Annotated in this window: 20 protein-coding genes; 14 read left to right on the plus strand and 6 right to left on the minus strand. The window is 63.9% G+C overall.

Translation table 11 applies throughout. The features are described 5' to 3' along the window. Nucleotides 1–177: 177 nt before the first annotated feature. Nucleotides 178–2004, plus strand: a complete 1827-nt coding sequence (locus B1756_RS15415; RefSeq protein ID WP_086889355.1) for an SLC13 family permease — start codon at nucleotides 178–180, stop codon at nucleotides 2002–2004. A 32-nt stretch (nucleotides 2005–2036) separates the two neighbouring features. Here B1756_RS15415 and B1756_RS15420 read toward each other — a convergent pair whose 3' ends face one another. The 3 genes from B1756_RS15420 to trkA form a co-directional block, all read right to left on the minus strand. Continuing rightward, nucleotides 2037–2525 carry a pyridoxamine 5'-phosphate oxidase family protein gene (locus tag B1756_RS15420; RefSeq protein ID WP_086889356.1) on the minus strand — a complete coding sequence of 163 codons (489 nt, stop codon included), beginning with the start codon at nucleotides 2523–2525 and terminating at the stop codon, nucleotides 2037–2039. Between the two features lie 191 nt (nucleotides 2526–2716). Further along, nucleotides 2717–4249 carry a TrkH family potassium uptake protein gene (locus B1756_RS15425; RefSeq protein ID WP_086889357.1) on the minus strand — a complete coding sequence of 511 codons (1533 nt, stop codon included), beginning with the start codon at nucleotides 4247–4249 and terminating at the stop codon, nucleotides 2717–2719. Beyond that, nucleotides 4250–5584 (minus strand): Trk system potassium transporter TrkA, encoded by a 1335-nt coding sequence (gene trkA, locus B1756_RS15430; protein WP_086890217.1) that lies wholly within the window; start codon nucleotides 5582–5584, stop codon nucleotides 4250–4252. Nucleotides 5585–6216: 632 nt separating this feature from the next. On the opposite strand from trkA, the gene B1756_RS15435 reads away from it, so the two are divergent. Both B1756_RS15435 and B1756_RS15440 read left to right on the plus strand, forming a co-directional pair. Continuing rightward, nucleotides 6217–6474: a hypothetical protein gene (locus B1756_RS15435; RefSeq protein WP_152031328.1), complete on the plus strand. Its 258-nt coding sequence runs from the start codon at nucleotides 6217–6219 to the stop codon at nucleotides 6472–6474. Nucleotides 6475–6568: 94 nt separating this feature from the next. Next, nucleotides 6569–8197, plus strand: a complete 1629-nt coding sequence (locus B1756_RS15440) for a potassium channel family protein (RefSeq protein WP_086889359.1) — start codon at nucleotides 6569–6571, stop codon at nucleotides 8195–8197. 69 nt (nucleotides 8198–8266) lie between these two features. Here the strand turns inward: B1756_RS15440 and B1756_RS15445 are convergent, their stop codons facing one another. From B1756_RS15445 to B1756_RS15455, 3 genes are all read right to left on the minus strand, one after another. Further along, on the minus strand, nucleotides 8267–11080 hold the full coding sequence (locus B1756_RS15445) for a cation-translocating P-type ATPase (protein WP_086889360.1): 2814 nt from the start codon (nucleotides 11078–11080) through the stop codon (nucleotides 8267–8269). Nucleotides 11081–11145: 65 nt separating this feature from the next. After that, nucleotides 11146–11514 carry a Zn-ribbon domain-containing OB-fold protein gene (locus tag B1756_RS15450; RefSeq protein WP_086889361.1) on the minus strand — a complete coding sequence of 123 codons (369 nt, stop codon included), beginning with the start codon at nucleotides 11512–11514 and terminating at the stop codon, nucleotides 11146–11148. A gap of 2 nt (nucleotides 11515–11516) precedes the next feature. Beyond that, complete coding sequence (locus tag B1756_RS15455; RefSeq protein WP_086889362.1) at nucleotides 11517–12680, minus strand: thiolase domain-containing protein; 1164 nt, start codon at nucleotides 12678–12680, stop codon at nucleotides 11517–11519. Between the two features lie 138 nt (nucleotides 12681–12818). Here B1756_RS15455 and budC point away from each other — a divergent pair, with 138 nt between their 5' ends. The 11 genes from budC to B1756_RS15510 all read left to right on the plus strand — a co-directional run bounded on the left by budC (nucleotide 12819) and on the right by B1756_RS15510 (nucleotide 24180). Next, on the plus strand, nucleotides 12819–13547 hold the full coding sequence (gene budC / locus B1756_RS15460; protein WP_086889363.1) for a meso-2,3-butanediol dehydrogenase: 729 nt from the start codon (nucleotides 12819–12821) through the stop codon (nucleotides 13545–13547). 79 nt (nucleotides 13548–13626) lie between these two features. After that, a complete protein-coding gene (locus B1756_RS15465; RefSeq protein ID WP_086889364.1) occupies nucleotides 13627–14052 on the plus strand; it encodes a universal stress protein in 426 nt (141 codons plus the stop codon). A 95-nt stretch (nucleotides 14053–14147) separates the two neighbouring features. Next, nucleotides 14148–14675, plus strand: a complete 528-nt coding sequence (locus B1756_RS15470) for a universal stress protein (protein WP_086889365.1) — start codon at nucleotides 14148–14150, stop codon at nucleotides 14673–14675. Between the two features lie 79 nt (nucleotides 14676–14754). After that, complete coding sequence (locus B1756_RS15475) at nucleotides 14755–15228, plus strand: universal stress protein (protein WP_086889366.1); 474 nt, start codon at nucleotides 14755–14757, stop codon at nucleotides 15226–15228. Nucleotides 15229–16364: 1136 nt separating this feature from the next. Continuing rightward, nucleotides 16365–17462 (plus strand): rhodanese-like domain-containing protein, encoded by a 1098-nt coding sequence (locus tag B1756_RS15480; RefSeq protein WP_086889367.1) that lies wholly within the window; start codon nucleotides 16365–16367, stop codon nucleotides 17460–17462. 221 nt (nucleotides 17463–17683) lie between these two features. After that, nucleotides 17684–18838, plus strand: coding sequence for an NAD(P)/FAD-dependent oxidoreductase (locus B1756_RS15485; protein WP_267128197.1), 1155 nt, complete (start codon nucleotides 17684–17686; stop codon nucleotides 18836–18838). Between the two features lie 2 nt (nucleotides 18839–18840). Next, the gene (locus tag B1756_RS15490; protein ID WP_086889369.1) at nucleotides 18841–19698 is read left to right on the plus strand and encodes a helical membrane plugin domain-containing protein; all 858 of its coding nucleotides are present in this window, start codon (nucleotides 18841–18843) and stop codon (nucleotides 19696–19698) included. A 286-nt stretch (nucleotides 19699–19984) separates the two neighbouring features. Further along, entirely contained in the window at nucleotides 19985–20662 is a 678-nt protein-coding gene (locus tag B1756_RS15500; RefSeq protein ID WP_086889371.1) for a peroxiredoxin, read from the plus strand. A 1149-nt stretch (nucleotides 20663–21811) separates the two neighbouring features. Then, nucleotides 21812–22987 carry an MBL fold metallo-hydrolase gene (locus tag B1756_RS15505; RefSeq protein ID WP_086889372.1) on the plus strand — a complete coding sequence of 392 codons (1176 nt, stop codon included), beginning with the start codon at nucleotides 21812–21814 and terminating at the stop codon, nucleotides 22985–22987. 23 nt (nucleotides 22988–23010) lie between these two features. Then, nucleotides 23011–23154: a DUF7512 family protein gene (locus B1756_RS19700; protein WP_186336468.1), complete on the plus strand. Its 144-nt coding sequence runs from the start codon at nucleotides 23011–23013 to the stop codon at nucleotides 23152–23154. A 3-nt stretch (nucleotides 23155–23157) separates the two neighbouring features. Beyond that, complete coding sequence (locus B1756_RS15510; RefSeq protein WP_086889373.1) at nucleotides 23158–24180, plus strand: sulfite exporter TauE/SafE family protein; 1023 nt, start codon at nucleotides 23158–23160, stop codon at nucleotides 24178–24180. The last annotated feature ends 124 nt before the right edge of the window (nucleotides 24181–24304 follow it).

Genomic DNA, 24304 nt, shown 5'->3' on the forward strand with positions numbered 1-24304 from the left:
TGACCGGGTCGACCGCACCCGTCGTACACGCCATTGGTGTGAAATCGCTCGAATCGTGGTTCACCAGTCGGTCACAGGGTGTCCACACCGACTCCCGGTCGCCCGTATCACGTTCCTTGACTGACTTCGATGACAACTTCTGGACAGTTTCATGGCTCCATCCGTCGTGTCACGGGTATGGACTTCGCCGCGGTCGTCGCTTTTCCGCTCGAGAGCGACATCGTCGTCGTGTTTGGGATCGTCTTCGCCGCGGTCGTTCTCTTCGTCTTCGAGCCGCTTCCGGTCGACGTATCGGCGATCGCGATCCTCGTCGTGCTCGTCGTGCTCGAGCCGTGGACGCAGGTGTCGCCGGAACTGGGACTGTCGGGGTTTGCCAACCCGGCGACGGTGACCGTTCTCGCGATGTTCATCCTGAGTCGCGGAATCGAACGAACTGGGGCAGTTCGGACGCTCGGCGACTGGATTCTGGCCCACACCGGCGACGACGAGCGAAAACAGCTGGCGGCGACGATCGGGATCGCTGGTCCGACGGCTGGATTCGTGAACAACACGCCGATCGTCGCGATGTTGATCCCGATGGTGACCGACCTCGCCGATCGGACTGGAACCTCTCCCTCGACGTTGCTCATCCCCCTGTCCTACGCGGCGATGCTTGGCGGGATGCTCACCCTCGTTGGCACGTCGCCGAACCTCCTCGCGAGCGATATCTCCGGGCGCCTCGTCGGACGTTCGTTCACGATGTTCGAGTTCACCCAGCTTGGCGTGATCGTCCTGCTCACCGGTGCCGTCTACCTGCTGACCGTCGGGCACCGGCTCGTGCCCGAGCGCATCGATCCGGACGCCGACCTCGCAAACCAGTTCGAACTCAAAGAGTACGTCGCGAGCGTTCGCATTCCGTCCGACTCGCCGTACGTCGGGGAAACTGTCGGCGAACTCGAGGCACGTGTCGGCCGCGACGTGGAAGTGCTGCGCATCCTCCGGCGGGGGAAAATCGTCACCAAACAGCTTCGCGTTAGAACGCTCCGGGCGGACGATCGCCTCCTTATCCGCTCGAGTCGACACGCGTTGCTCGAGATCGTTGCCGCTCCCGGACTCCAGTTCGCAGACGTGCTGGACGACGACGAATTACCACGGGCAGATCCCGACGAGGAGCCGACACTCACGGAAGTTATCGTGGTCCCGGAGTCTGCCATCGCGAGCGAGTCGATGACTGCACTCGAGTTTCGCCGCCGGTTCGATAGCCCGATCCTTGCGATTCGACGGCAAGGCGAACTGCTCGAACAGCGACTGGCGACGACGGTCCTCCGCGGTGGCGACACCGTGCTGGCCCAGACGACTCGCCCCGCACGCGAGCAGTTGATGGACGACCCGAATTTCGTGCTGGCCCAGGAAGTCGAACGCCCCTCCTACCGCCGGCCGAAGGTCCCGATCGCCGTGGGAATCGTCGCGCTCGTCGTCGGCCTGGCCGCACTGGGACCGTTCCCGATCGTCGTCACCGCCCTTGCCGGCGTCGTCGCGATGGTCCTGACGGGCTGTGTGAGGCCAGATGAGGTCTACGATGCCGTCGACTGGAACGTGATCTTCCTGCTCGCCGGCGTGATTCCGCTCGGGATCTCGATGGAACGGACGGGGGCAGCCGAACTGCTCGCCCACGCGATCACGCCGCTTGCGGACGTCGTGCCGCTCGTCGTCTTCGTCATGGTGTTTTACATGCTGACGGCGATCCTCACCGAGGTGATCACGAACCTCGCGAGCGTCGCGTTGATGCTCCCGATCGCCGTCGACGTCGCGACCGAGATCGGTGCCGATCCGTTCTCGTTCGTCCTCGTCGTCACGTTCGCCTCGAGTACGGCGCTTATGACCCCGGTCGGCTACCAGACCAACCTCATGGTTTACGGGCGTGGGGGCTATCGATTCACGGATTTCCTGCGGGTCGGGTTTCCGCTCCAGGTCGTTCTCGCGGTCGTCACCGCCCTCGGAATCGCCACGTTCTGGGGCTTCTAGCGGGCTGTCAGGGACAGCAGCACCGTGTTCAGTTAGTGCGACGCCGACGAACGTCCAGTCAGCGTCTGCACGGACAGTTCGTACCACTGGTGCTCGAGATCCTCCGGGAGATGGCCGAAGACCGCGACGTCGACGTCGCGTGCGGAGGCGTGGTACAGCTCTTCGAGTGTCCGGTCGAACTCCTCTATCGGATCGACGTCCCCCGTCGCGACGATGCTCTGCCAGTCGGTCGGCGAGTGCCACTCGAAGATCGTCAGACTGGCCTGTTCGGTCGTCTCGAGGTACGACCGTTTCTTGCTTTCTGGAGCGAAGCCGAGGTCGAGGAGGAAGCGATCGCCGGTTGCGTCGTATCCGTAGGAGACCGGGATGCCGTAGGCGTGCCCCGAACGCGCCAGCGAGAGGACGCCGACGCCGCGTTCGTAGAGGAGCGTCTCGATCTCCTCGTCTGCCAGGCCGGTCCCGTAGCTGTGTCCGTCCCCCGGGTCGACGTCGTCGCTCGAGTCAGTACCGTTTCCAGCCATGATTCTCGTTTTCGCGTCCGTGACGGCGCAGGCTGTACCCCACACGGGAAATCGTCTCGTCACCGACGGTGACTCCAGCCTAGCCCGAGCAGCGTTATCAATCCGGTGGGGGCTGCGTCGATGGGGGCCCCGGCGTGCCGTGGGACTCACCGGCCCCGGAGAGACCTCGAGCGCCCGAATCCTCGGTGCCGTCACCGCTGCCAGTAGGCTCTGGTCAGCAAGACGAGCACGGGGAAGATCTCGAGCCGGCCAATCCACATGAAACACACCATCAGCAGCTTCGAACTCGTGGGAAAGTCCACGTAGCCGCCCATCGGCCCAGTGACGGTTCCAAGCCCCGGTCCGATGTTGCCGAGGGTCGCGATCGAGGCGCTGATGACGTCGAGCAGTTCGATCTCGAATCCGACCCGGGCGGCGTCGATCGCGAACAGGGCGACGCCGACGAAGAAGATGACCAGATACAACAGCGTGAACGCGTAGATCCCGCGGACGGCCTCTTCGTCGAGGACGCGCCCGTTCATCCGGACCGGCCGGACGGCATCGGGGTGGATAGCGGTGAAAAGCTCCCGACGGAACGTCTTGAGGATGACGAGCCAGCGCAGGACCTTGATCCCGCCACCGGTCGACCCCGTGGAGCCGCCCACGAACATCGCGAACAGCAACACCGCCTTCGCCGGCCCGCTCCAGGCGTCGAAGTCCATGTTCGCGTACCCCGTCGAGTTGGTCACCGACGCGATCTGGAACGTGGCGTAGCGGGCCGACCGCTCGAGGTTGCCGCCGATCTGCCCCGTCTCGGGCGTCTCGAGTGTCGAGAGGAAGAGCACGACCGTCGCGACGATCGAGAGCCCCGTCACGACTCCGAGGTAGAGGCGGAACTCGTTGTCACGGAGGAGCGTCCGCCAGTCCCCGGAGATGACGTGCCACCAGAGGACGAAGTTGACCCCGGCGGCGAACATGAACGGCACGACGAGCCACTGGACGAGCGGCGAGAAGGCCTCGATGCTTCGGGCCTCGGGCGAGAAACCGCCCGTCGGCAGGGTCGTGAAGCCGTGGGCGATGGCGTTGTAGAGGTCCATGTTCGGGGCGTAGCCGAGCAGGTGAGCCGCGTACAGCAGGGCGATATAGAGGACGGTGAGGCCGACGTACGCAATCCAGAGTACGCGGGCAGTCTCCGCGATGTGGGGCGTGAGCTTCGAGACGCCGGGGCCGGGTGTCTCCGCTTCCATTAGCTGTGCGCCACCGACGGCAAGTTGGGACAGGATCGCCACCGCGAGGACGATGATCCCCATCCCGCCGAGCCACTGAGTCAACTGCCGCCACAGCAGCATCGAACGGGAGTGGGTGTCGAACGAGATATCCTCCATGACGGTCGCACCCGTCGTCGTGAAGCCGCTCATGCTCTCGAACAGCGCGTTGACGGGATGGGCGACCGATCCGTTCCCGGCGAGTACGTACGGTACCGCACCGAACACGGCGACGAGCAGCCACGACATCGCGACGACGAAGAACGCCTCTCGCGCACCGGGGTCGGGATCGGGATCGAGCCGTCGAAGCGCAAGGCCCACCACGGCCGTGAGGATCGCCGACGCGACGAACACCCACAGGTCCGTCTCGCCGTAGACGAGTGCGACGACGATCGGTACGACGAACGAGAGCGAAACCGCCGCGAGGATCGTTCCGACGAGACTCGAGCCGGCCCGCCAGTCGACGTGCAACCGCCGCATTCAGATCGCCTCGAGAACCTCCTCGAGGACCCGGGCGTCGACGAACAGGACGACGTGGTCGCCGGGCTGGACGACGGTCGTCCCGCGCGGAGTGATCCGTTTGCCGCCGCGAGAGATCGCACCGACGACGACGCCATCGGGCAACTCTGCGACCACCTCCTCGATCGAGTCGCCGAGGAGCGCGCTGTCGGCGTCGACTTCGAACTCGATGACCTCGGCCCGGTCGTGTTCGAGCATCACGACCTTCTCAGCCCGCCGGGTCCGGGTGAACCGCACGATCTCCTCTGCGGTCTCCTCGCGAGGGTTCACCGCGACGTCGATCCCGACCCGCTGGAAGAGGTCGGCGTACTCGAGGTTCTCGATGACGGCGATGGTGCGGTCGACGCCGAGTCGGCGACCGAGCAGCGAGACGAGCAGGTTCTTCTCGTCGCTGTCGAGGGCCGCGACGATCACGTCAGCCTCGTCGACGTGTTCGCGGGCGAGGAACTCGAGGTCGGTCGCGTCGCTCTCGAGAACGAGCGTGTCGGGTAACGCCTCGGCGAGTTCCCGGGCCCGGTCGGGGTCCTGTTCGATCAGCCGGGGGCTGTAGCCGTGGGACTCGAACTCGAGGGCGGCCTGATAGCCGATCTCGCTGCCGCCGATGATGACGATCTCGTCGAGGTCGTCGTCCGGCGCGGTCGTCGCGTCGGCGGCGAACTCCGCGACGGAGTCGGGACTGCCGATGACTACGAGGCGGTCGTCCGGCTGGATGACCGTCTCCCCGGTCGCAACGATCAACTCGTCGTCCCGGAAGATGCCAGCGAACGTCAGCGAGTCGTACCGGTCGGCCTCCTGGATCGACTCGTTCGCGACTGGACTCTCCGGGCGGATGTGGAACTCCGCCATCCTGACGAGTCCGCCGGCGAACATGTCGACGTCCTGTGCGGCTGGCAACCCGCAGATCCGGAAGATCGCCTGAGCGGTCAACAGGTCCGTACAGACCATAAAATCGACGCCAAAGGCGCTCTGGGCCCCCTCCCACGTCTCGAGCAACGTGCGGCGTCGAACCCTGGCGATGGTAAACGCGTCGGTCACGGTTTTCACCGAGCCACAGACGACGAGGTTCGTCTCGTCGCTGTCCGTACAGGCGATCACCAGGTCAGTCTGCTCGACTCCCGCCTCGCGGAGTGTCTCGAGTTCGGTCCCGTCACCCCGGAGGGCGAGGACGTCGAGTGAGTACGTGAGTTCCTCGACGGTCTCCTCGTTGCGGTCGATCACGACGACGTCGTGAGACTGCTCGAGGTTCGTCGCGATTGCGCGACCCACCTCACCCGCACCGACGACGATCACGCGCATCGAGACCACCGTGGCGCCCGTCTCAACTGGGTCGGACCACCGACGTCACACGTCCGGTTCGACCGACCGCTCGAGTGGGGTGTCCGTCGGAGTCGACAGGCAGAGCCACGAACCGGACCGGGAACGGTCAGTGCCGCAGGCGTTGTCGACGCCCTCGAAGTAGCGTTCGAACCCACGGTCGACCGGACGTGACCCACGGTGTTGAGTGCTCGCCACGATCTGGTACGCTGCCAGCCGTCGACTGCAGGATCGAACCGGCCTGCGGCGACGGGTTCGACCCCGCAGTTCAGGCCTGGACCGCCACCAGAGCCCCCGTCGTCCAGCGGCCGGCGGGCACCCCGGGTAGAGTGGCGTTTCGAATTGCGGTTCCCAACGATCATGTGTCCCACGTAGCCGACTGGCTACTATAAAATCACCGACTGAATTTTTGAACAGGAAATAAGACCCCGCACTCGCTTTCGATGCAGAATTGAGAAGGAGTTAATAACCCGTCTAGCGTAGGAAGCAACAATGGTAAGACAGTACCGACGTCGCCCCACGACCGGCTCGAGGATTCCGAGCAATGGAGCAAGGTGGGTGGCACGCTCACGGCTGGTCCGTGGCCGACGTCGCCCCACGACCGGGTGGAAGCGATGATCGCGCCGGATTTCAGACACCCCGAGACGGCCCTCGAGGTCTTCCTCGTCGGCGGACTCGAGTTCGCGGTGGTCGTCGCGAATTACCTGTTGAACGGTCCCGGACCGGCACCCGTTGTAGTGACCGGGCTGATTCTTGCGCTGACCGCGTGGATCGTCTGGGCCGATTATCGCATTATCTCTCGGGACGGTCTCTATCCGCTCGTCCACGGTACTCGCACGTATAGCCCCGACACCGACCGAAATGGTGACTGACCCAGCGTCATCACACCACTCGACACCCCAGTGGTTCCCACGCCAACAGTGAGAAACCGAACGGCTGTTATATTTCCACTGTCTGTCCAAGACCATGGACGATTGGCACCGGCGGATCGCACTCGCGCTCCTCACCGCCGCGGCGATCGTCGTCGGCTACGCGTTCGTCTACCAGTGGGCACTCTACACCTTCGAAAACGCCCAGATATCGCTCTTCGAATCGGTCCAGACGGTGATCGAAGTTCTCACCACCGCCGGATTCGGTGGCGACACGGACCACTGGAACTCCCCACAGATCAACCTGCTCGTCGTTGCGATGAACCTCACCGGCGTCCTGCTCGTGTTTCTGGCGCTGCCGCTCTTTGCGGTCCCGATGTTCCGACAGGCCCTCGAGACCGAACCGCCGACGACGAGCACTCTCTCGAACCACGTCATCATCTGCGGCCACTCCGCTCGAGACGAGGTGCTCTCGGCCGAACTCGAGGATGCCGGGATTCCGTACCTGTACGTCGATTCCGATCGCGAACTCGTTCGCGAGCTACGAGAACGCGGGACCGAGGCCATCCACGGGGACACCGAACTGGTCGAAACCTTCGAGGCCGTCAACGCGAGCGAGGCCCGTGCTGTCGTCGCGGATATCGACGACGAGATCAACCCAACGGTGATTCTCTCGGCGCGACGGGCGAACCCTGAGATTCAGATCGTCAGCGTCGCTCGTGACACCTCGGTCGCACCCTACCATCGACTCGCAGGTGCCGACGAACTCGTCGAGGGGCCGCAGGTCCTCGGTGAAGGGCTCGGAATGCGTGCGGTGACGTCGTTCGCCGAGAAGTTCCGTGCCTACGTCGACGTCGAGACGGACCTCCGAGTGACGGAGCTACTGGTCGAAGAGAACAGTATGCTGACCGGCAAGACCCTCGGCGAGACCACCGTCTTCGACGACCTCAACGCCACGGTGATCGGCGGCTGGTTCGACGGCAAGTTCGTCGTCTCACCCGGTCCGGAGACGACTGTCGGTGAGAACACGATCTTGCTGGTCGCCGGTCACTACGAGGACCTCTCGGAACTGACCGCCCGACCGCTGCCGACCCACCGCGACGATCCGGAACGCGTCGTCGTCTGCGGCCACGGCGTCGTCGGCCGCGCCGTCTGCGACACCCTCGAGACCGAGGGAATCGACTACGACGTCGTCGACCTCGAGAACCACGACGGGACGGACATCGTCGGCGACGTCACCGACCCACGGACGCTCCGGCGAGCCGACGTCGAGAACGCCCGTGCGGTCGTGCTGGCACTCGATCGGGACACGACGACCATCTTCGCGACGCTCGTGCTCCAGCAACTGGCTCCCGACGTCGAGATCATCGCTCGCGTCCACGAACACGACAACGTCTGGAAGCTGTACAACGCGGGCGCGGACTTCGTCCTCTCGATGTCCGTGCTCACGGGGAAACTGCTCGCCTCGCACCTGATCGAGGACAAGGAGATCCTGACGCCACAGGCCGAATTCGAGTTCGTCCGCACGAAAGCACCGGCACTCGATGGGCAGACGCTCGCAGACGTCGACGTCCGGTCACGGACGAACTGTACGATCGTCGCCGTCGAACGCGGAGACGACCTGCTCACGGACCTTGGTGGGAGCTTCGAGATTCGACCCGAGGACGTCCTCATCGTCTCCGGGACCGCCGACGCGACCGAGTCGTTCATCGAGTTCGCCCACTGACTGCCGAATCGAACGTGGTAGCGCTCTCGCTGTTCTACTGAGTTGTCCGAAAAACGCGGCCACGGCAGGTCAGTACCGTTCGAAGTACCGGTCCTGCAACTTCACGAAGACGGCCATCAGGAGGGCGAAGACGACCGCGGCGACGGCGATCTGTGCCCAGTGGACGAGGCCAAGCGGTTCGACGTCGAACAGCAACTGGCCCGTCGGCGTGTAGAGGACGAGAAACTGGAGCGTGACCGCCACGACGACAGCGAGGACGAGCCAGCGGTTCGAGAACAGACCGAGTCCGTATCGGAACCGGATCGCCTGAATGCGGACGATCTCGAAGACGACGAAGCCGGTGAACACCATCGTCTGGGCGAGTTCGCGGCCCACCTCGTAGTCGGGGCTCCATCCGAGGAGCGCGCCGGTCACGTCGTAGCCCGGGGCCAGCTCGCCGTAGAAGTTGAGGGTGAACAGCGGGAGGAGACAGACCGTCATGAAGACCGCGATTCCGACGATCGAGGTGACGATCCGTTCGGTAATCACGCCCTCCTCCGGCGGCCGGGGATCGCGCTCCATGATGTCTTCGGCAGGCGGGTCGACGCCCATCGAGAGCGCGGGAATGCCGTCGGTGACCACGTTGATCCAGAGGATCTGGATCGGCGTGATGACCAGCCCGAGACCGACCATCGACCCGGTGAAGACCATCGTCACCTCACCACCGTTGCCCGACAGCAGGTAGTTGACGAACTTGCGGACGTTGTCGAAGATGCGCCGGCCGCCCCTGACGGCGTCTCGAATGGTCGCGAAGTTGTCGTCCAGCAGGACGATGTCGGAGGCCTGTTCTGTGACGTCGGTCCCGCGAATCCCCATCGCGACGCCGACGTCGGAGTTTTTCACGGCCGGAGCGTCGTTGACGCCGTCGCCGGTCATCGCGACCGTGTGCCCCTTCTCCTGAAGCGTCTGCAGGATGCGCGTCTTGTGCTCCGGCGACGTTCGCGCGAAGACGTCGACGTCCTCGACGACCTCGGCGAGATCCTCGTCGCTCATCTCCTCGAGCTCTGGCCCCGTGATCACCGTCGCCGAGCGAAGACCGACTTCCTCACCGACCGCACGGGCGGTGACGGCGTTGTCCCCGGTGATCATCACGACGTTGATCCCGGCGTCGAGACAGCCCGCCAGCGCGTCGGGAACTTCGGGCCGGGGCGGGTCGAGCATTCCCTGCAGACCGAGAAAGACCATCTCGTGCTCGAGACCGTCGTCGGGGTCCTCGACCTGGGCTTCCGGGACGTCGGGCCGATAGGCAAAGCCCATCACGCGCAACGCGTCTTCTGCAAACTCCTCGTTTCTGGCCTCGAGTTCCGCGCGGCGGTCGTCGGTGAGGTCGACGATCTCCCCGTCGACCAGTTCGCGGTCACAGCGCTCGATGACGGTCTCGGGTGCGCCTTTCATGTAGGCGACGGTACCGTCCTCGGGCGTCTGGTGGACAGTCGTCATCCGCTTGCGTGCGGAAGTGAACTCGACCTCGCCGACGCGTGGGTACTCCTCGGCGAGTGCCTCGTGGTCGAACCCGGCTTTCTGTGCGGCGACGAATAGCGCGATTTCGGTCGGATCGCCGAGATACGTTCGCTCACCGTCACGCTCGCCGGCAGCCTCACCGGAGCCTTCCGTCTCACTCTCGTCGCGTTCTCTGGTCCCGAGGTCGACGTTGTTACAGAGCATCCCACAGCGCAGCACCTCCGCGACGCGCTCGTCGTCGACCGGGTCGCCGTCTCGCAGGAACTCGCCGTCGGTGTCGTAGCCGGTCCCGGTCACCTCGTAGACTCCCCGGTTCGCGACGATCCGCTGGACGGTCATCTCCTCTTCGGTCAAGGTCCCCGTCTTGTCCGTACAGATGACGTCGACCGACCCGAGCGCCTCGACGATCGGAAGGCGACGAACGAGGGCGTTCTGGTCGGCCATCCGCCGGGCGCCAAGCGCCAGCGAGAGCGTCACGACTGCCGGCAACCCCTCCGGAACCGCAGAGACCGCGATCCCGACCGCAGTCAGAAACACCTGCAGCGGCGGCGTGTCCCCGACGATCAGTTCCGCGAACGCGATCACCGCGACCGCGAGGACGACGATGCCCGCGATTATCTTTCCCAGCCTGTCCATCTCGGCCTGAAACGGCGTCTCGCGTTCTTCGGCTTCCTCGAGTGCCGTCGCGATCTGGCCGATCTCCGACTCGGGACCGGTCTCGACGACGACAGCCGTCCCGGAGCCTCGCTCGACGACGGTGTCTTTGAACAGCATGTTTTCGCGCTCGGCGAGCGCGACGTCCTCGTCGACGGTTCCGACCTCCTTCGAGACGCCGACGCTCTCTCCCGTCAGGGCCGCCTCGTCGACGCTCAGGTTGGACTCCTCGACGAGTCGGGCGTCTGCGGGGACGATATCTCCCGATTCGACGAAGACGACGTCGCCCGGGACGACGGTTTTCGCGTCGATCTCGCGCTTCTCGCCGTCGCGTCTCACGAGTGCGTACGTCGTTGCCATCTCCTGAAGCGCCTGAATGCTCTGTTCGGCCCGGTAGTCCTGAACGAATCCGAACAGCGTGATGAAGACGACGATGCCCGCGATGACCGCCGCGTCGATCGTGTGACCGACACCGGCCATCACGATCGCGGCGACGATCAACACCCAGATCAGCGCCGAGGTGTACTGCTCGAGCAAGATCTGCAGCGGCGACGTTCCCTCCTCGGCTTCGATTTCGTTCGGTCCTTCGCGTTCGAGGCGCTTCTGTGCCTCCTCGGACGGCAGTCCGTCTCCTGACGACTCGAGGTCCGCGTAGACGTCCTCGAGCGACCGGGCGTGCCAGTCGCTATCGGACTCGAGATCGGTTTGCTCGTACGCTGACTGTGACACGTGTATCCTGTTGGGAGAGCGAGGTATTTAGTACGTGAGGCCGCGCCGACAATCGAACGCGCCGTTCAGTCAGTCGGCGAGAAGGTGACGAGCCACCCATCCTCGCGTTCCTCGACGCCGACCGTGACCGTCTCGCCGGGTTCGATGCCCTCGGCACCACGGAGCTGCCCGGTCAGGCGAACGCCCTCATCGAACGTCGCGATCACGACGATGTACGGCGTCTCGTCGGCGTATTCTGGAATCGAACTGAAGATCTTCGTCGACGCCGTCACGGTCGCTGTCTCCGAGAGCGATCGCTCCTCGAGCGTCCGACTCGAGCACTCGGGACAGACCGTCCGGGGCGGGAGCGCGGCCTGTCCACACTCCTCGCAGGCGAGGTAGGTGGGATCTCCGTCGTCGATACGTTCGGCGAAATCGACGAACCACTGTTGCATCGTTACGCACCTCCTGCCCGCAGGACGTTGACCACGCAACTCGCGCCACTGCCGCCGACGGTGTGGGTGAGGCCGATCGTCGCGTCGTCGACCTGATTCGGGTGTCGTCCCTCGAGTTGCTTGGTGATCTCGACGAGTTGCCCGACGCCGGTCGCGCCGACGGGGTGGCCCTTCGCCAGCAGGCCACCCGAGGTGTTGACGGGGATACGGCCGTCGGCGGCCGTCTCACCGTCGACCGCGCCGCGAGCACCCTCACCGCGTTCGAAGAACCCGAGTGACTCGATCGCCAGTATCTCGGCGATCGTAAAGCAATCGTGGAGTTCGACGACGTCGACGTCCTCGGGGGAGATTTCGGCGCGATCGTAGGCGTCCTCGGCCGCTCGTTCGGCCGCACGGGTTCGTGCGAGATCCGGCCGGTCCTGCAACGCGAGCGAGTCGCTGGCCTGTCCGCTCCCGGCCCACGAGACCGTGGTCTCGAGGCCGTGCTCGTCGGCGTAGCTCTCGCTGACGAGGACGGCCGCGCTGGCACCGTCACTGATCGGACAGCAGTCCTGCAGGTGCAGCGGCGTCGCGACCGGCGGCGAGTCGAGGACGCTCTCGACGTCCGTCTCCTCCTGGCGCTGGGACAACGGGTTCGACGCGCCGTTCTCGTAGTTCTTGACCGCGACGGCCGCGAGGTCGCCGGGCCCCGCGTCGAACTCGTCCATGTATGCCTGGGCCATCAGCGCGTAGATCCCCGGAAACGTCAGCCCGGCTTCGTTCTCGTACTCGTTGTCCGCAGCGTTGGCGAGTGCGTCCGTGACCGCTGCGAGCCCGCCGGTCGACATCATCTCGACGCCGCCGACCAGCGCGACGTCGGCATCGCCTGCCGCGATCGTCTGGGCCCCAGACCGGGCGGCCGAGCTCGCCGAGGCACAGGCACTTTCGGTTCGCATCGACGCCGCCTGCCGGGCACCGAGGTAGTCCGCCAGCATCGCACCGACGTGAGCCTGATCGTCGGTCTGGTCACCGATGAAGTTCCCGGCGTAGAGTTCTTCCACGTCCCCGACCTCGAGGCCGGCGTCGTCGAGGGCCTCGAGTCCTGCGTCTGTAAAGAGCTCACGCGTCGAGGAATCAGGATGTTCTCCGTACGGTGTGCTGGCCACGCCAGCGATCTGAACGGTCATGCGCCCGCCACCTACCACGATTCCGGTCTTAAACCCCACAGCCACCCGTTCCAACGCTGACCGGTCAGGACGCGTGACATGAATGTTTTCCGAGCGACACGAATGGCTTTACCATCCGTCGGTGTAGCCGAGGGTCGCATGCTTGAGAACCAGATTGCAATCGTCACCGGCGGTGCCGTCGGAATTGGGACGGCGATCGCCGAACGCTTCGTCGAGGACGGAGCGACCGTCGTAATCGCAGACATCGACGAGGACGCCGGCAGCGAGGTCGCAGACGAGATCGGCTGTACGTTCGCCCACTGTGACGTCCGCGAGTACGATCAGGTCGAGTCACTCGTCGATGGGGTCGTCGACGACCACGGTCGCCTCGACGTCGTCGTCAACAACGCCGGCATCTCGAGTGTTACCTCCGTCGAGGAGATGGACCTCGAGGAGTGGGAAGCCGTCCTCGAGACGAACTTAGATGGCGTCATGCACGGGACGAAAGCCGCCCTCCCCCACCTCAAAGAGACCGATGGCTGTATCATCAACCTCGGCTCGATCTACGGACTGGTCGGCGGCAAGGGTGCAGCCTCCTACTCGGCCGCGAAAGGCGGCGTGATCAACTTCACCCAGCAAGTGGCGATCGACTACGCCGATCAGGGCGTCCGCGTCAACAGCATCTGTCCCGGCTTCGTCGAGACGCCGATGACCGAGGACCTGCTCGAGGACGAACGATTCTACAACTTCCTGGAGCAAAAGACGCCGATGGATCGCCACGGCCAGCCAGAAGAGATCGCGCCGATGGCGGCCTTCCTCGCCTCCGAGGAGGCGTCCTACATCACGGGTGCGAACATCCCGATCGACGGCGGCTGGACGGCGTTCTGATCGGGGAACTCCAGTCCCGTCTTTTTGTGCGGCAGGAACGAGAGGTACTATTATACCGGTTCCGACCATCTGTCAGCACATGACAGACCGAATTCTCGTCCCGTACGACGCCTCGGAACCAGCCCGTGACGCACTCGAGTACGCCATCACGGAGTACCCGGACGCCGACACGACTGTCGTGCACGTGCTCCCCGCTCCGGGCGGGTACTGGGACGCGTGGGAGGACCCGGACGTCGCGGTTCCCGGCGAAGACAGAGCAACCGAACGCGGGGAGACGTACCTCGCAGACGCCGAAGAACTCGCTGCCGACCACGACGTCGAGATCGACACCGAACTCGAGAAGGGCCGCCCGGCGCGCGTCCTCGTCGACGCCGCCGAGGAAGGCGACTACGACCTCGTCGTCGTGGGCAGCCACGGTCGCGAAGGCGTCTCGCGGGTTCTCCTGGGAAGTGTTGCCGAGACGGTCGTGCGCCGGTCGCCGACGCCAGTCGTCGTCGTCAGGTAACGCCTCCTCCGGCCGGGTGCGACACCGATCACCGGACCCGGCGGCCAGTGACGGGAATCGTTTTGCCGTCTCGGGTCCTCCCTTCGAGCGAACAGATGTCCCCGGATGCCGCTGACGACGTCGAGTCGATACTGGTCCCGATCGACGGCAGTGACGCTGCGACGGCAGCGCTCGAAACGGCGCTCTCGTTGGCAGAGACGGCTGGGGCGAGCGTCCACGTCCTCGCGGTCGTCGACGTCGAATCCGGGCCCCTGCGGTTCGATACCGACTTCGTCACCGATCTCGAGGACGCACGACGGCGGCTCCTCGAGGAGGTTCGTTCGGAGTACGGCGACCGAACCGTCCCGGTCACTGGATCGATTCGCCGAGGCGTTCCCGCGCGAGCGATCCTCCGCGAGGCGAGCGAGCGCGACGTCGACCTGATCGTGCTGGGCCGGAGCGGAGCGACCGGCATCGTCGCCCCGCTGCTCGGCAGTACGACCGCTCGAGTGCTCCGGCGGGCGACGGTTCCGGTCCTCGTCGCTCCCGGTGAGGACGAGTCAGGCACCGACGCGAGCAACTCCCGGACTCCCAGTCGGTCCGGCGGTGTCGGGCCCGGGGTTGACCCCAGCACCGATCCGTGAGGCCGTCGCTGCCACCGATCGCGTTCCCGGGGGGTGCAGGCGTGGTTTTACGGTGGCCTCTCCCCTCTGTACGGTCGTCATGGACCGATCGATCCTCGTCGCTCACGACGGCTCCGAGGCGGCACAGCGCGCTCTCGAGTACGCACTGGAGACGTTCCCGGGCTCTCGGCTCGTCCTCTTTCACGCGATCGACCCGTTCGAGGTACGGCCCGGAGACGAGACCGACCGCGGACAGCCGCTGACCGCCGACTGGTTCGACGAGCATAGAGACGATGCAACGGCGCTGTTCGAGGACGCACTCGCGAACGTCGACGACGCATGGCTCGTCGATCACGAGTCAGGAGCCGACGGCGAACGGGAAGGGAGTAGCGTGGAAACCGAGATCGGTGTCGGCTCGCCAGGGCAAGCGATCGTCGCTGCCGTCGAGGATCTGGAAGTCGATCAGGTAGTCCTCGGGGGGACCGGCCGTCACGACGTGACCGAGGCACGGCTCGGGAGCGTCGCAGAACTGGTCGTCAGACGTGTCGACGTGCCGGTGACGGTCGTCCGGTGATTTAGGCGTGGGGCTTCCTGTCCCCACCCACGGTTTGTCTCGAGTTACCGACCGCGACACACGTTCTCGTTACCGGGGCCGATTTGATATCAGATACCTTATTACCATACACTACTATACTATATTTGATGGTTCCGTGCGCTGCTGGCCTGAACCCGACCGACACATCACGCCGCCCGTTGCAGGAAGTGGATGCGTCGGTCGACGGCATCGATCGCGAGCCTCGAGAGACGTAGTCGTCGATCAACGACTCGACTGCTGACAGTGCAGATTGACGCCATAGCCGGCAAAAACGGTCGTCTCGAGTAGGCGTGTTTGTCTCTGTGTCGGTCGGAACCCCGTTTCCGACGAGAAACGACCGTGACGGCCGATGCCGCGACGCGATTCGGCTGGACCTGTTCGAACGAGGAAGTGTGAGGGAACTGGTGTGGTGGTTTCGATTGCGGGAGTCGACCACCCAGGAAATATCCGGCCCATACCTGCACCGGCGTCGTTCGACGAGGGACATCGACTCGTACCGACCGGGGTTGTCACACGCATGCATATGTGTCCACTATCTTAGTATCACATGGGTCTGTCTTTTAGGTGCTGGATATCCGGAGACTCGCCGACGACCGTCGGCCACTCTGTGACGTGCACGACGACCGGACAGCACCGTCGCTCCCGGTCGACTCTCGCCACTGACCGCTGTGCGTCGACGATCCCTCGAGGGTGTTCGACAGTGCTCCTCTGTCGTGCCTACTCGCGGATCTGGGGACAAACGGGGCGGTGAGCCCCAAAATTCCGGACTCCAAGCCGCTCGGTAGAGGTGAATACGTGAACGGCAACTATCGATCGGTGCCCGGGAAAGGTAACTGTCGTGGTTCGGTATCCGAAACCGGGAACGATCGAATATGCTTACGCCCTCCCTCCGATCTGTGTCGGCTGCTCGTGTTCCACGAGGATCGAGGGCTGGCAGCGTCAGTCTCGCCTCGCAATTATTGCTGGATCGACCCCAGCAGATTACGGATGTATGACTGTAATTAGCGACGATATTCGGTCGTTTCGACGGTCGAACTACGCCGTCACAGCGGTTGCCCCGTCGGGCATGTGCGAAAGAACTGTATACATAACGGCCCAACATACGACCCATACGCATGGGCGAACGACAAATCGACGACGCGCTTCAGGACCTGCCGCCGAGTTCGAAGTTTATCTACAAGGTGCTCGCGGACGCAGGGCCGATGACGCTCAAGGCGCTGAGCGAGGAGACGTTGCTGTCTTCCCGAACGGTCCGGTACGGACTGGATCAACTGGAGGATGCCGGGTTCGTCGACTCGTCTCCCGCACTGCACGACGGCCGACAGACCTGTTACCGTCTTCGTGACGCTGCGACCGGCGACGGTGAAACCGGGTCGGCGGTACTGGTATCGCCCGAATGGCTTCAGGAGCGTCTTGAGGACGTAACGCGGGACGACCCGTCGCTGTGTCTCGTCGAGGCCGACGGCGAGTACGACGATGGGCACATCCCCGGGGCCGTCCAGATCGACGTCCTCGCGGATCTCGTCGACGTCAATGGCTGTGGGATCGCCGACAAACGCTGTTTCGAAGAGTACGTGGGGTCGCTTGGGATCACCGACGACAGCACGGTCGTCATCTACAGCATCGACGACAACCAGTACGCTGCCTATCTCTACTGGTTGTTCAAGTACTACCGGCATACGGACGTCCGCTTGCTCGATGGCGGGAAACGACGGTGGACGGCGATCGGCGGACAGCTCACGACCGAGTGCCCCGAATTTACGCCCCGGGACTACGAGGCACAGCTCCCGGACGAACGAATCAGAGCCTACCGAAGCGACGTCGAGGCAGCCCTCTCCCGGGAGACGACGATCGTCGACGTCCGGTCTGCACCCGAGTACGAGGGCGAACAGACCCAGCCACCGAACAAGGACCTCCCGGCGGCCCGAACCGCAGGACACATTCCGGGAACGATCCACGTGACCTGGTCGGACGTGATCGACGAGGACGGTCGATTCAAAGAGACGGCAGCACTCGAGCGGCTATTCCTCGAGCGTGGGCTCCATCCCGACACCGAGACGATCGTTTACTGTCACGTCGGCGAACGGTCGTCTATCGTCTGGTTCGTCCTCTCGGAACTCCTCGAGTACGAGGTGGTGGCGAACTACGATGGCTCCTGGATCGAGTGGGGCAACCTCATCGACGCCCCGGTCGAGACGGGCGGTGACGAGTGACGGAGATGCCGTCCCGGGCCGTAACCCATTCGGGTTCCGGACCCCAGAACCGGCCCAAAGGACCAGCATACACCGACCACGGTCGGACGTCTCCCGGACACTACTGTCGCAATAGTTGCGGAGACTTCCCGTCCATCGCGAGTTTATGCAGATAATTACGCCTATATATAGACATAGGTGTAATAGGCCCCTATTTGGCGGTGATGACCCACATAGTGGTCGTGGGGTCCGGTTCAGGCGGCGCGATGACGGCGAACATCCTCCGTCGCAAACTGGACGCGAACACGACCGACGTCACAGTCGTCGACAAACGCACCGAACACTACTACCAGCCCTCGTTTTACCTGATTCCGTTCGGATACCTCGAGCCGGATCAGTCGCGGCCGATCGACGAATTACTCAAGCCGGGTGTCGAGTTCGTCCACGACGCCGTCGTCGGCATCGACCCCGACGAACAGTTCGTGAAACTCGCCGACAGCGACGACCTCGACTACGATTACCTCGTCGTTGCGACGGGCCACCGTCTCGATCCGACTGCGACGCCCGGACTGCTCGAGGCGTGGCAAGAGACCGACGCGGTGTACCCGTTCTACCACTACGAGGCTGCCCTCGAACTGCGCGACGCACTCGAACAGTTCGACGGGGGAACGTTCCTCGTCACCCAGCCGGACACGCCGATCAAGTGCCCGGGTGCACCGCTGAAGCTGACGATGCTCGCGGAGGATTACTTCCGTCGACGCGGCATTCGAGACGACGTCGAGGTCGTCATGACGCGTAACGCCGACCATCACTTCGGCGTTCAGCCCTACCGCGACAAACTGTACGAGATCTGGGACGAACGGGACATCGAGTTCAGGGCCAACGTCTCCGTCGACAGGGTGGATCCGGACGCAGGCGTCGTCCACACCGCAGACGGCGACCAGCTAGATTACGACCTGTACGCGCCCGTCACGCCACAGTTCGGGCAGGAGGCGATCACGGACGGATCGCCGCTGGCCGACGGCTCCGAAGACGGTGAGTACGTCACGATCGACAAGCACACCTGTCGACACGACGAGTACGACGAGGTCTTCGCGCTTGGGGACTGTGAAAACGCACCGCACTCGAAGACCGCCGCAGCGGCACGCAAACAGGCCCACGTCGTCGCCGAAAACGTCGAATCACTCGTCCACGGTGACGGCGTCACAGCCGAGTACGACGGCTACGCGGCCTGTCCGCTGTTGACCGAGCGGGGGAAGGCACTCGTTGCCGAGTTCGACTACGAGGAGTCGATCTCCGCCCCCGTCGAGACCAAGCTCAACTGGATCATGGACGTCAACGTCCTTCCGTCGGTGTACTGGGACGCCTGGATGAAAGGATACGACCCACTTCCGTAACGATGGCAGAACACGACCAGACGATCGAAACCGAGATGGCCGAATCGTCACTCGATGCCGCTACCGCCAGCGAACTCGAGCGAGTAATCGAAGCGAACGACGCCGAACTCGCCGAGTTACTCGAGTTGCTCGTCGTCGTTCAGGACCTCGCAGCCGAACTCGCCCCAGAGCTTCGAGCGGCGACCGACGACGCTCGCGAACCGATCAGCGAGCTTCGACACGCCTTCGAGCGCGAGGAGACGCTGGTTCTCGTCCAGCGCGTGGGAGAAAACGCCGACACGCTGATCGAACTGCTCGAGGTCCTCGAGGTGACCGACGAACTCGTCAGCGATCTCGTTCCCGAGGTACAGACGATCGTCCGGGAAAACCGTGAGACGATCGCTCGACTCCGCGTCGCCGTCGAACGCGAAGAGACCATGGTCCTGCTCGAGCGACTCGGTGAGAACGTCGACACGATGGTGGAACTGCTCGAGTTGCTCGAGGTGACTCACGAACTCGCGACCGATCTGGTTCCCGAAGCTGTCGAGGTGGCCCAGGAGAACCGTCGACCGATCGCAGAACTCAGGCTGATGTTCGCGGGGCTCGCCGGCACGTACGCTGAAGCAGACCTCGAGCCCGAGCGACTGGGACAGAACCTCGGCAACATGCTCGTCCTCGGCTGTCGACTCGGCGACGAGGAGTTCATCGATGCCGTCGAATCCGGGCTCGGCGCGTTCACCGAGCCCGAACCCCCGAAGAAGGTCGGACTGCTGGGGATGATCGGGGCCATACGTGACGACGACGTCCGACAGGGACTCGGGATGCTGATCGAGTTCCTGCGTCGGATGGGTGCCTCGAGGCGAGCCGACGGCGGTGAGTGACCAGACGCCGTCGCTTCTCGTTCGGCTTCGACGTCTTCGACACGAGTGATCCAGTCGGACGTCTCGTTTTGCGACACTATTTTCGCGACCGTCACCGAATCGGAGCAGTCACCAGTGCCGTCGGCCGTAGCCCGGATGGACGTCTCGATCGCCAACTGGCCTCCCGATTCCCGTGGCGGATCGAAGCCGGTGGTATTGTCTCCATCTGACCGTTCGAAATCCGAATGACGAAATATTTTCTTGCTCGATTGGAATTATGGTTGTTGGTCTCGTAACTACGATTGCAATGGCAGTAACAGACGACGCAGACGAGAGCGGCTTTCCGCTCATCGGCGACCAGTTCCCCGAACTCGAGGTAGAGACGACTCACGGCGAGAAGTCGATCCCAGCGGACTACGAGGGCGAGTGGTTCGTCCTGTTCAGTCACCCCGGCGACTTCACGCCGGTGTGTACGACCGAATTCGTCGGGTTCGAGCAGCGACGTGAAGCGTTCGAGGACCTCAACGCCGAACTCATCGGCCTGTCGATCGACCGCGTTCACTCACACATCAAGTGGACCGAGTGGATCGACGACGAAATCGGCGAGCAGATCGACTTCCCGATCATCGCCGACGAAAGCGGCGACGTCGCCGAGGCACTCGGCATGGTCCACCCTGGTCAGGGTAGCTCGACGGTCCGTGCCGTCTTCATCGTCGACCCAGACGGTATCACCCGACAGGTCCTGTACTACCCGAAAGAGATCGGACGGAACATCGACGAAGTGCTGCGCTCGCTCGAGGCGCTCCAGACGAGCGACGAGGAAGGCGTCGCACTGCCGGCTGACTGGCCCGAAAACGAGAACTTCGGCGACAAGGCGTTGCTCTCGCCGCCCGGGACCGTCGACGAGGTCGCCGAGCGCGAGGCCGAAGCAGCCGACGAGGGCTACGAATCCTACGACTGGTGGTTCACGCTGAAAGAGCTCTAGACGATCGACGGATTCTCCGCCAGTCTGTCGCTCGACGCTCGGATTCGAGTGATCGGTCACCTCGATCGAGGCCACCCGCGATGCAGGATATAGTAGCCACTGCACACCTGATCGCCAGACCGATCGGCGATCAGTGTGTAAACCGTTGCAGTTGTTACTTTGGCCTATCAGGTGATAGGATACGGCAATCGTTTCGTCTTGTGCGCTTACCACCCGGAGAAACGGCGACGTTGTCGGACAGGTGAACCGATTTGAAGGTCGCGTCCAAAGGCTCGAGTGGCGGGAGGACCGAACTGGTCGGCACCCGCCACTGTCGAACGGTCTGTCGCACGCCAGTTCCGACCTGCCGATGCTCCCGCCCGGCGTGGCCGAACGTGGCGGTCGGCAAACCGCGTCGGTTCGCACGTGGAGTCGAACTCCACGATCCGATCGTCGAGTCACTCGAACTCGCGGTAGTCCACGCGAGTTCGGTCACCTCTCCCACCAGTCGTTTATCCCCTTTCCAGTGGCGGTCCAAGCCCGAACTGATGAGTGAAATCGGGCGTCTACCACCGATTTCACCCATCAGTCGACGCATGGATCGGTACTGGTCGAGTACCACGGGCCAGAACTGTGTCCCCGACCCGGCTCGAGCCAGTAGCGATCGGGCTTCGCCCGCCCCACTCCAGCCGTGCGGTCGAGTGTGGACGGACGTTCAGTGGCACGATAGCTGCAAGATTCTCGCATATCGCTTCGTCGCCCCGGTCTGTCGACGAGATTGATCCGTAACCGAAGACTGTTGTGAGAATAACCCGAAGCACGTGTTGACGGGAGGCGAGCACACCGCCTCAAAACTGGGCGAAGCCACCGTACCATCAGCGTGGAACTGTGCTGGTCGACGCTACCACCCTCGGCCAGCCGACCCGTCAACCACCACCGACTCATCGGGCCTCCCGTCCACTTCGTCGACTGCTTCTGGAAATCGATTCCGCCTGAAACTCCGATCACCGGGCCGCCAGACCAGTCTCCAGGAGACCCGGGAGACGCCACCGGAATCTGGTGCAACAACTTCCGTCGGTTCTTACCGGAACCGCTCGAACGTGCCTCGAATGGCACAATATTTCTTGTCGCTCGAATCCTTAATATCGGAGGGTTCGAACCTGTGCTCGTATGGTCGAAGCCATTTCGGCAGCCGACTTGCGGGACCGTATCGAAGCCGACGCACTCGACGTGCTCTTCGACACGCGAGCACCGGACGATTTCGACGACTGGCACATTGCAGACGCAGAGAACGTCGAGTATTCCGGCTCCGACGACGAACTCGTCGGTGACTTCCATCCCGAAGAGTACGACCCGGACGACGAAATCGTCGTGACGTGTGCGACCGGCAACTCGGCCGGTGCTTTCGCCGAGTACCTCTCCGAGGTCGAGGGCTACGAGAACGTCGCCTACGTCGACGGTGGCATGGAAGACTGGAGCCTCGTCTACGACGTCGTTCCGATCGCGACCGAACGCGACGACCTCGAGATCCTCCAGCTCCAGCGTCGTGCGAAAGGGTGTCTTGGCTATCTGATCGGCTCGAAACGCACCGGCAAGGCCGCACTCGTCGACGTCACCCGCGCGACGCGAGCCTTCGAGGGTGCTGCCGCAGAGCGCGGCTACGAGATCGCTCGCGTCTTCGACACGCACATTCACGCAGATCACATCTCTGCGGGCCGAATGCTCGCCGAGAAGTACGACGTGCCCTACCACCTCGGCGAGCCCGCCAACACACGCGATCCCCAGTTCGAATTCGACGGCCTCGAGCCGAACGAGACGGTGCTGGTCGGTGACGTCGCCATCAAGGCCGTTCATACGCCGGGTCACACCACGGGGATGACCTCCTACCTCGTCGAGGACGAGGCACTGCTGACCGGCGATACCCTGTTCGTCGAATCGATCGGTCGAACCGAACTGCAGTTCGCCGGCGAGGACGCCAAAGCTGGTGCTCGCGTCCAGTACGAGACGCTCCACCACAAGATCGGGACCCTGCCGGACCACGTCAAGATCCTCCCCGGGCACTTTTCGCTGACCAACTGCGGCGAATACATCGACGTCCAGCCCGGCGCACCGATGTTCTCGACCGTCGGCGAGATCTGGGCGAAAAACGAGATCATCCAGCTCGAGGAAGACGAGTTCGTCGAGCACATGTTCGACAACCTGCCCTCGAAGCCGCCGAACTACGAGAAGGTCATCGAGACGAACCTCGGGGTTTACGAGCCGGAGGGCGAAGACGAGCGCAACGAACTCGAGCTCGGACCCAACCGGTGTGCTGCCACCGAAGATAGCGCCGTCGCGGACGACTGAAACGAGGACAACTCCCAACGCACATGCTCGGAATCGAAGGTGGACTGCTCGGCGCGTTCGCAGTCGTCGGGTTCATCACCCTCCAGGCGGTCGTCCTCTACGTCGCCTACGGCTGGCTCGAGTCGCTCGTCCAGAAGGCTGTTGCACGGTACCAGCAGGTGAACTAGTCGATGGAACTCGTAGGGCTCAGCCTGCCGCTGCTGGCGCTGTTCGTGAGCTTCGGCTTCATGGTCGGCGTCCTGTTCGGCTTCTTCGGGATGGGTGGCTCGTTCCTGATCACGCCCACCCTGTTGATCCTCGATTATCCCGCGTCGGTCGCGATCGGCTGCGGGCTGGCGTTTTACTTCGGCACGTCGGTCATCGCCGTGATGAAACACTACGACGTCGGGCAGGTCGACTACAAACTCGGCGCGGTGTTGTTCGTCGTGCTCTCGATCGGCATCGAACTCGGGAGCCGGCTCGTCTTCGCTCTCGAGGCGCTGGGGATCGCCAACCTCGTCACGGGGGTCGCCTACGTCGTCCTGCTGGCGGGGATCGGTGCGCTCTTCCTCCGCCGGGCGTACAACCTCGAGGACGAGGATGCGGACGACGACGTCGACGACGAGGAGATTCCAGCCGTCGGCCAGAAGATCCAGTCGTACACGATTCCCCCGATGATCACCCTCACGTCCGGCGGCCGGGCGTCGCTGTGGACGATTTCGGGAGCTGGTGGCGGCGTCGGTCTCGTTTCGGGACTGATCGGCGTCGGCGGCGGCTTCATGCGGATGCCCGCGATCTACTACCTGATCGGGACGCCGCTGACTGCCGCCGTCGGGACGAGCCTGTTCGCCGGGCTGTTCTCCGGCGCGTTCGGCACCTTCACCTACGGGGCCTCCGGCAGCGTCGACCTCGCGGTCGTCGGAACGCTACTCGTCGGCAGTGCACTGGGCGCACGGATCGGCTCGGCTGCGACGGCGATCGTCGAGGAAGACGACGTCATCGTCTACTTCGGCATCATGATGGTGCTGGCAGCGATCGGAATCGCGCTCAGCGAACTCGCAAACTGGCTCGGAACGGACGCACTCGACCTGGTGAGCGTGCTCCTCCTCGTGGGTTCGTCGTTCGCCGTCGCGCTGATGATCCTCTACCAGGTTGTCCAGAACACCGGCTCGGACGGGCTGTCCGTCCAGGTATCCGCTGACGGAGGTGACTGATGGGGTCAGGGGACTGGACGTACTGTGCTGAACAGCCCGTCGCCTCCTGTGTGAACCCGGACGAACGCGTTCGGGTTCACCCGGCAGTTCGGGAGTGGACCGCCAGTACTACTCCGCCAAGCGT

Source organism: Natrarchaeobaculum aegyptiacum (genome assembly GCF_002156705.1).
Lineage (GTDB): Archaea > Halobacteriota > Halobacteria > Halobacteriales > Natrialbaceae > Natrarchaeobaculum > Natrarchaeobaculum aegyptiacum.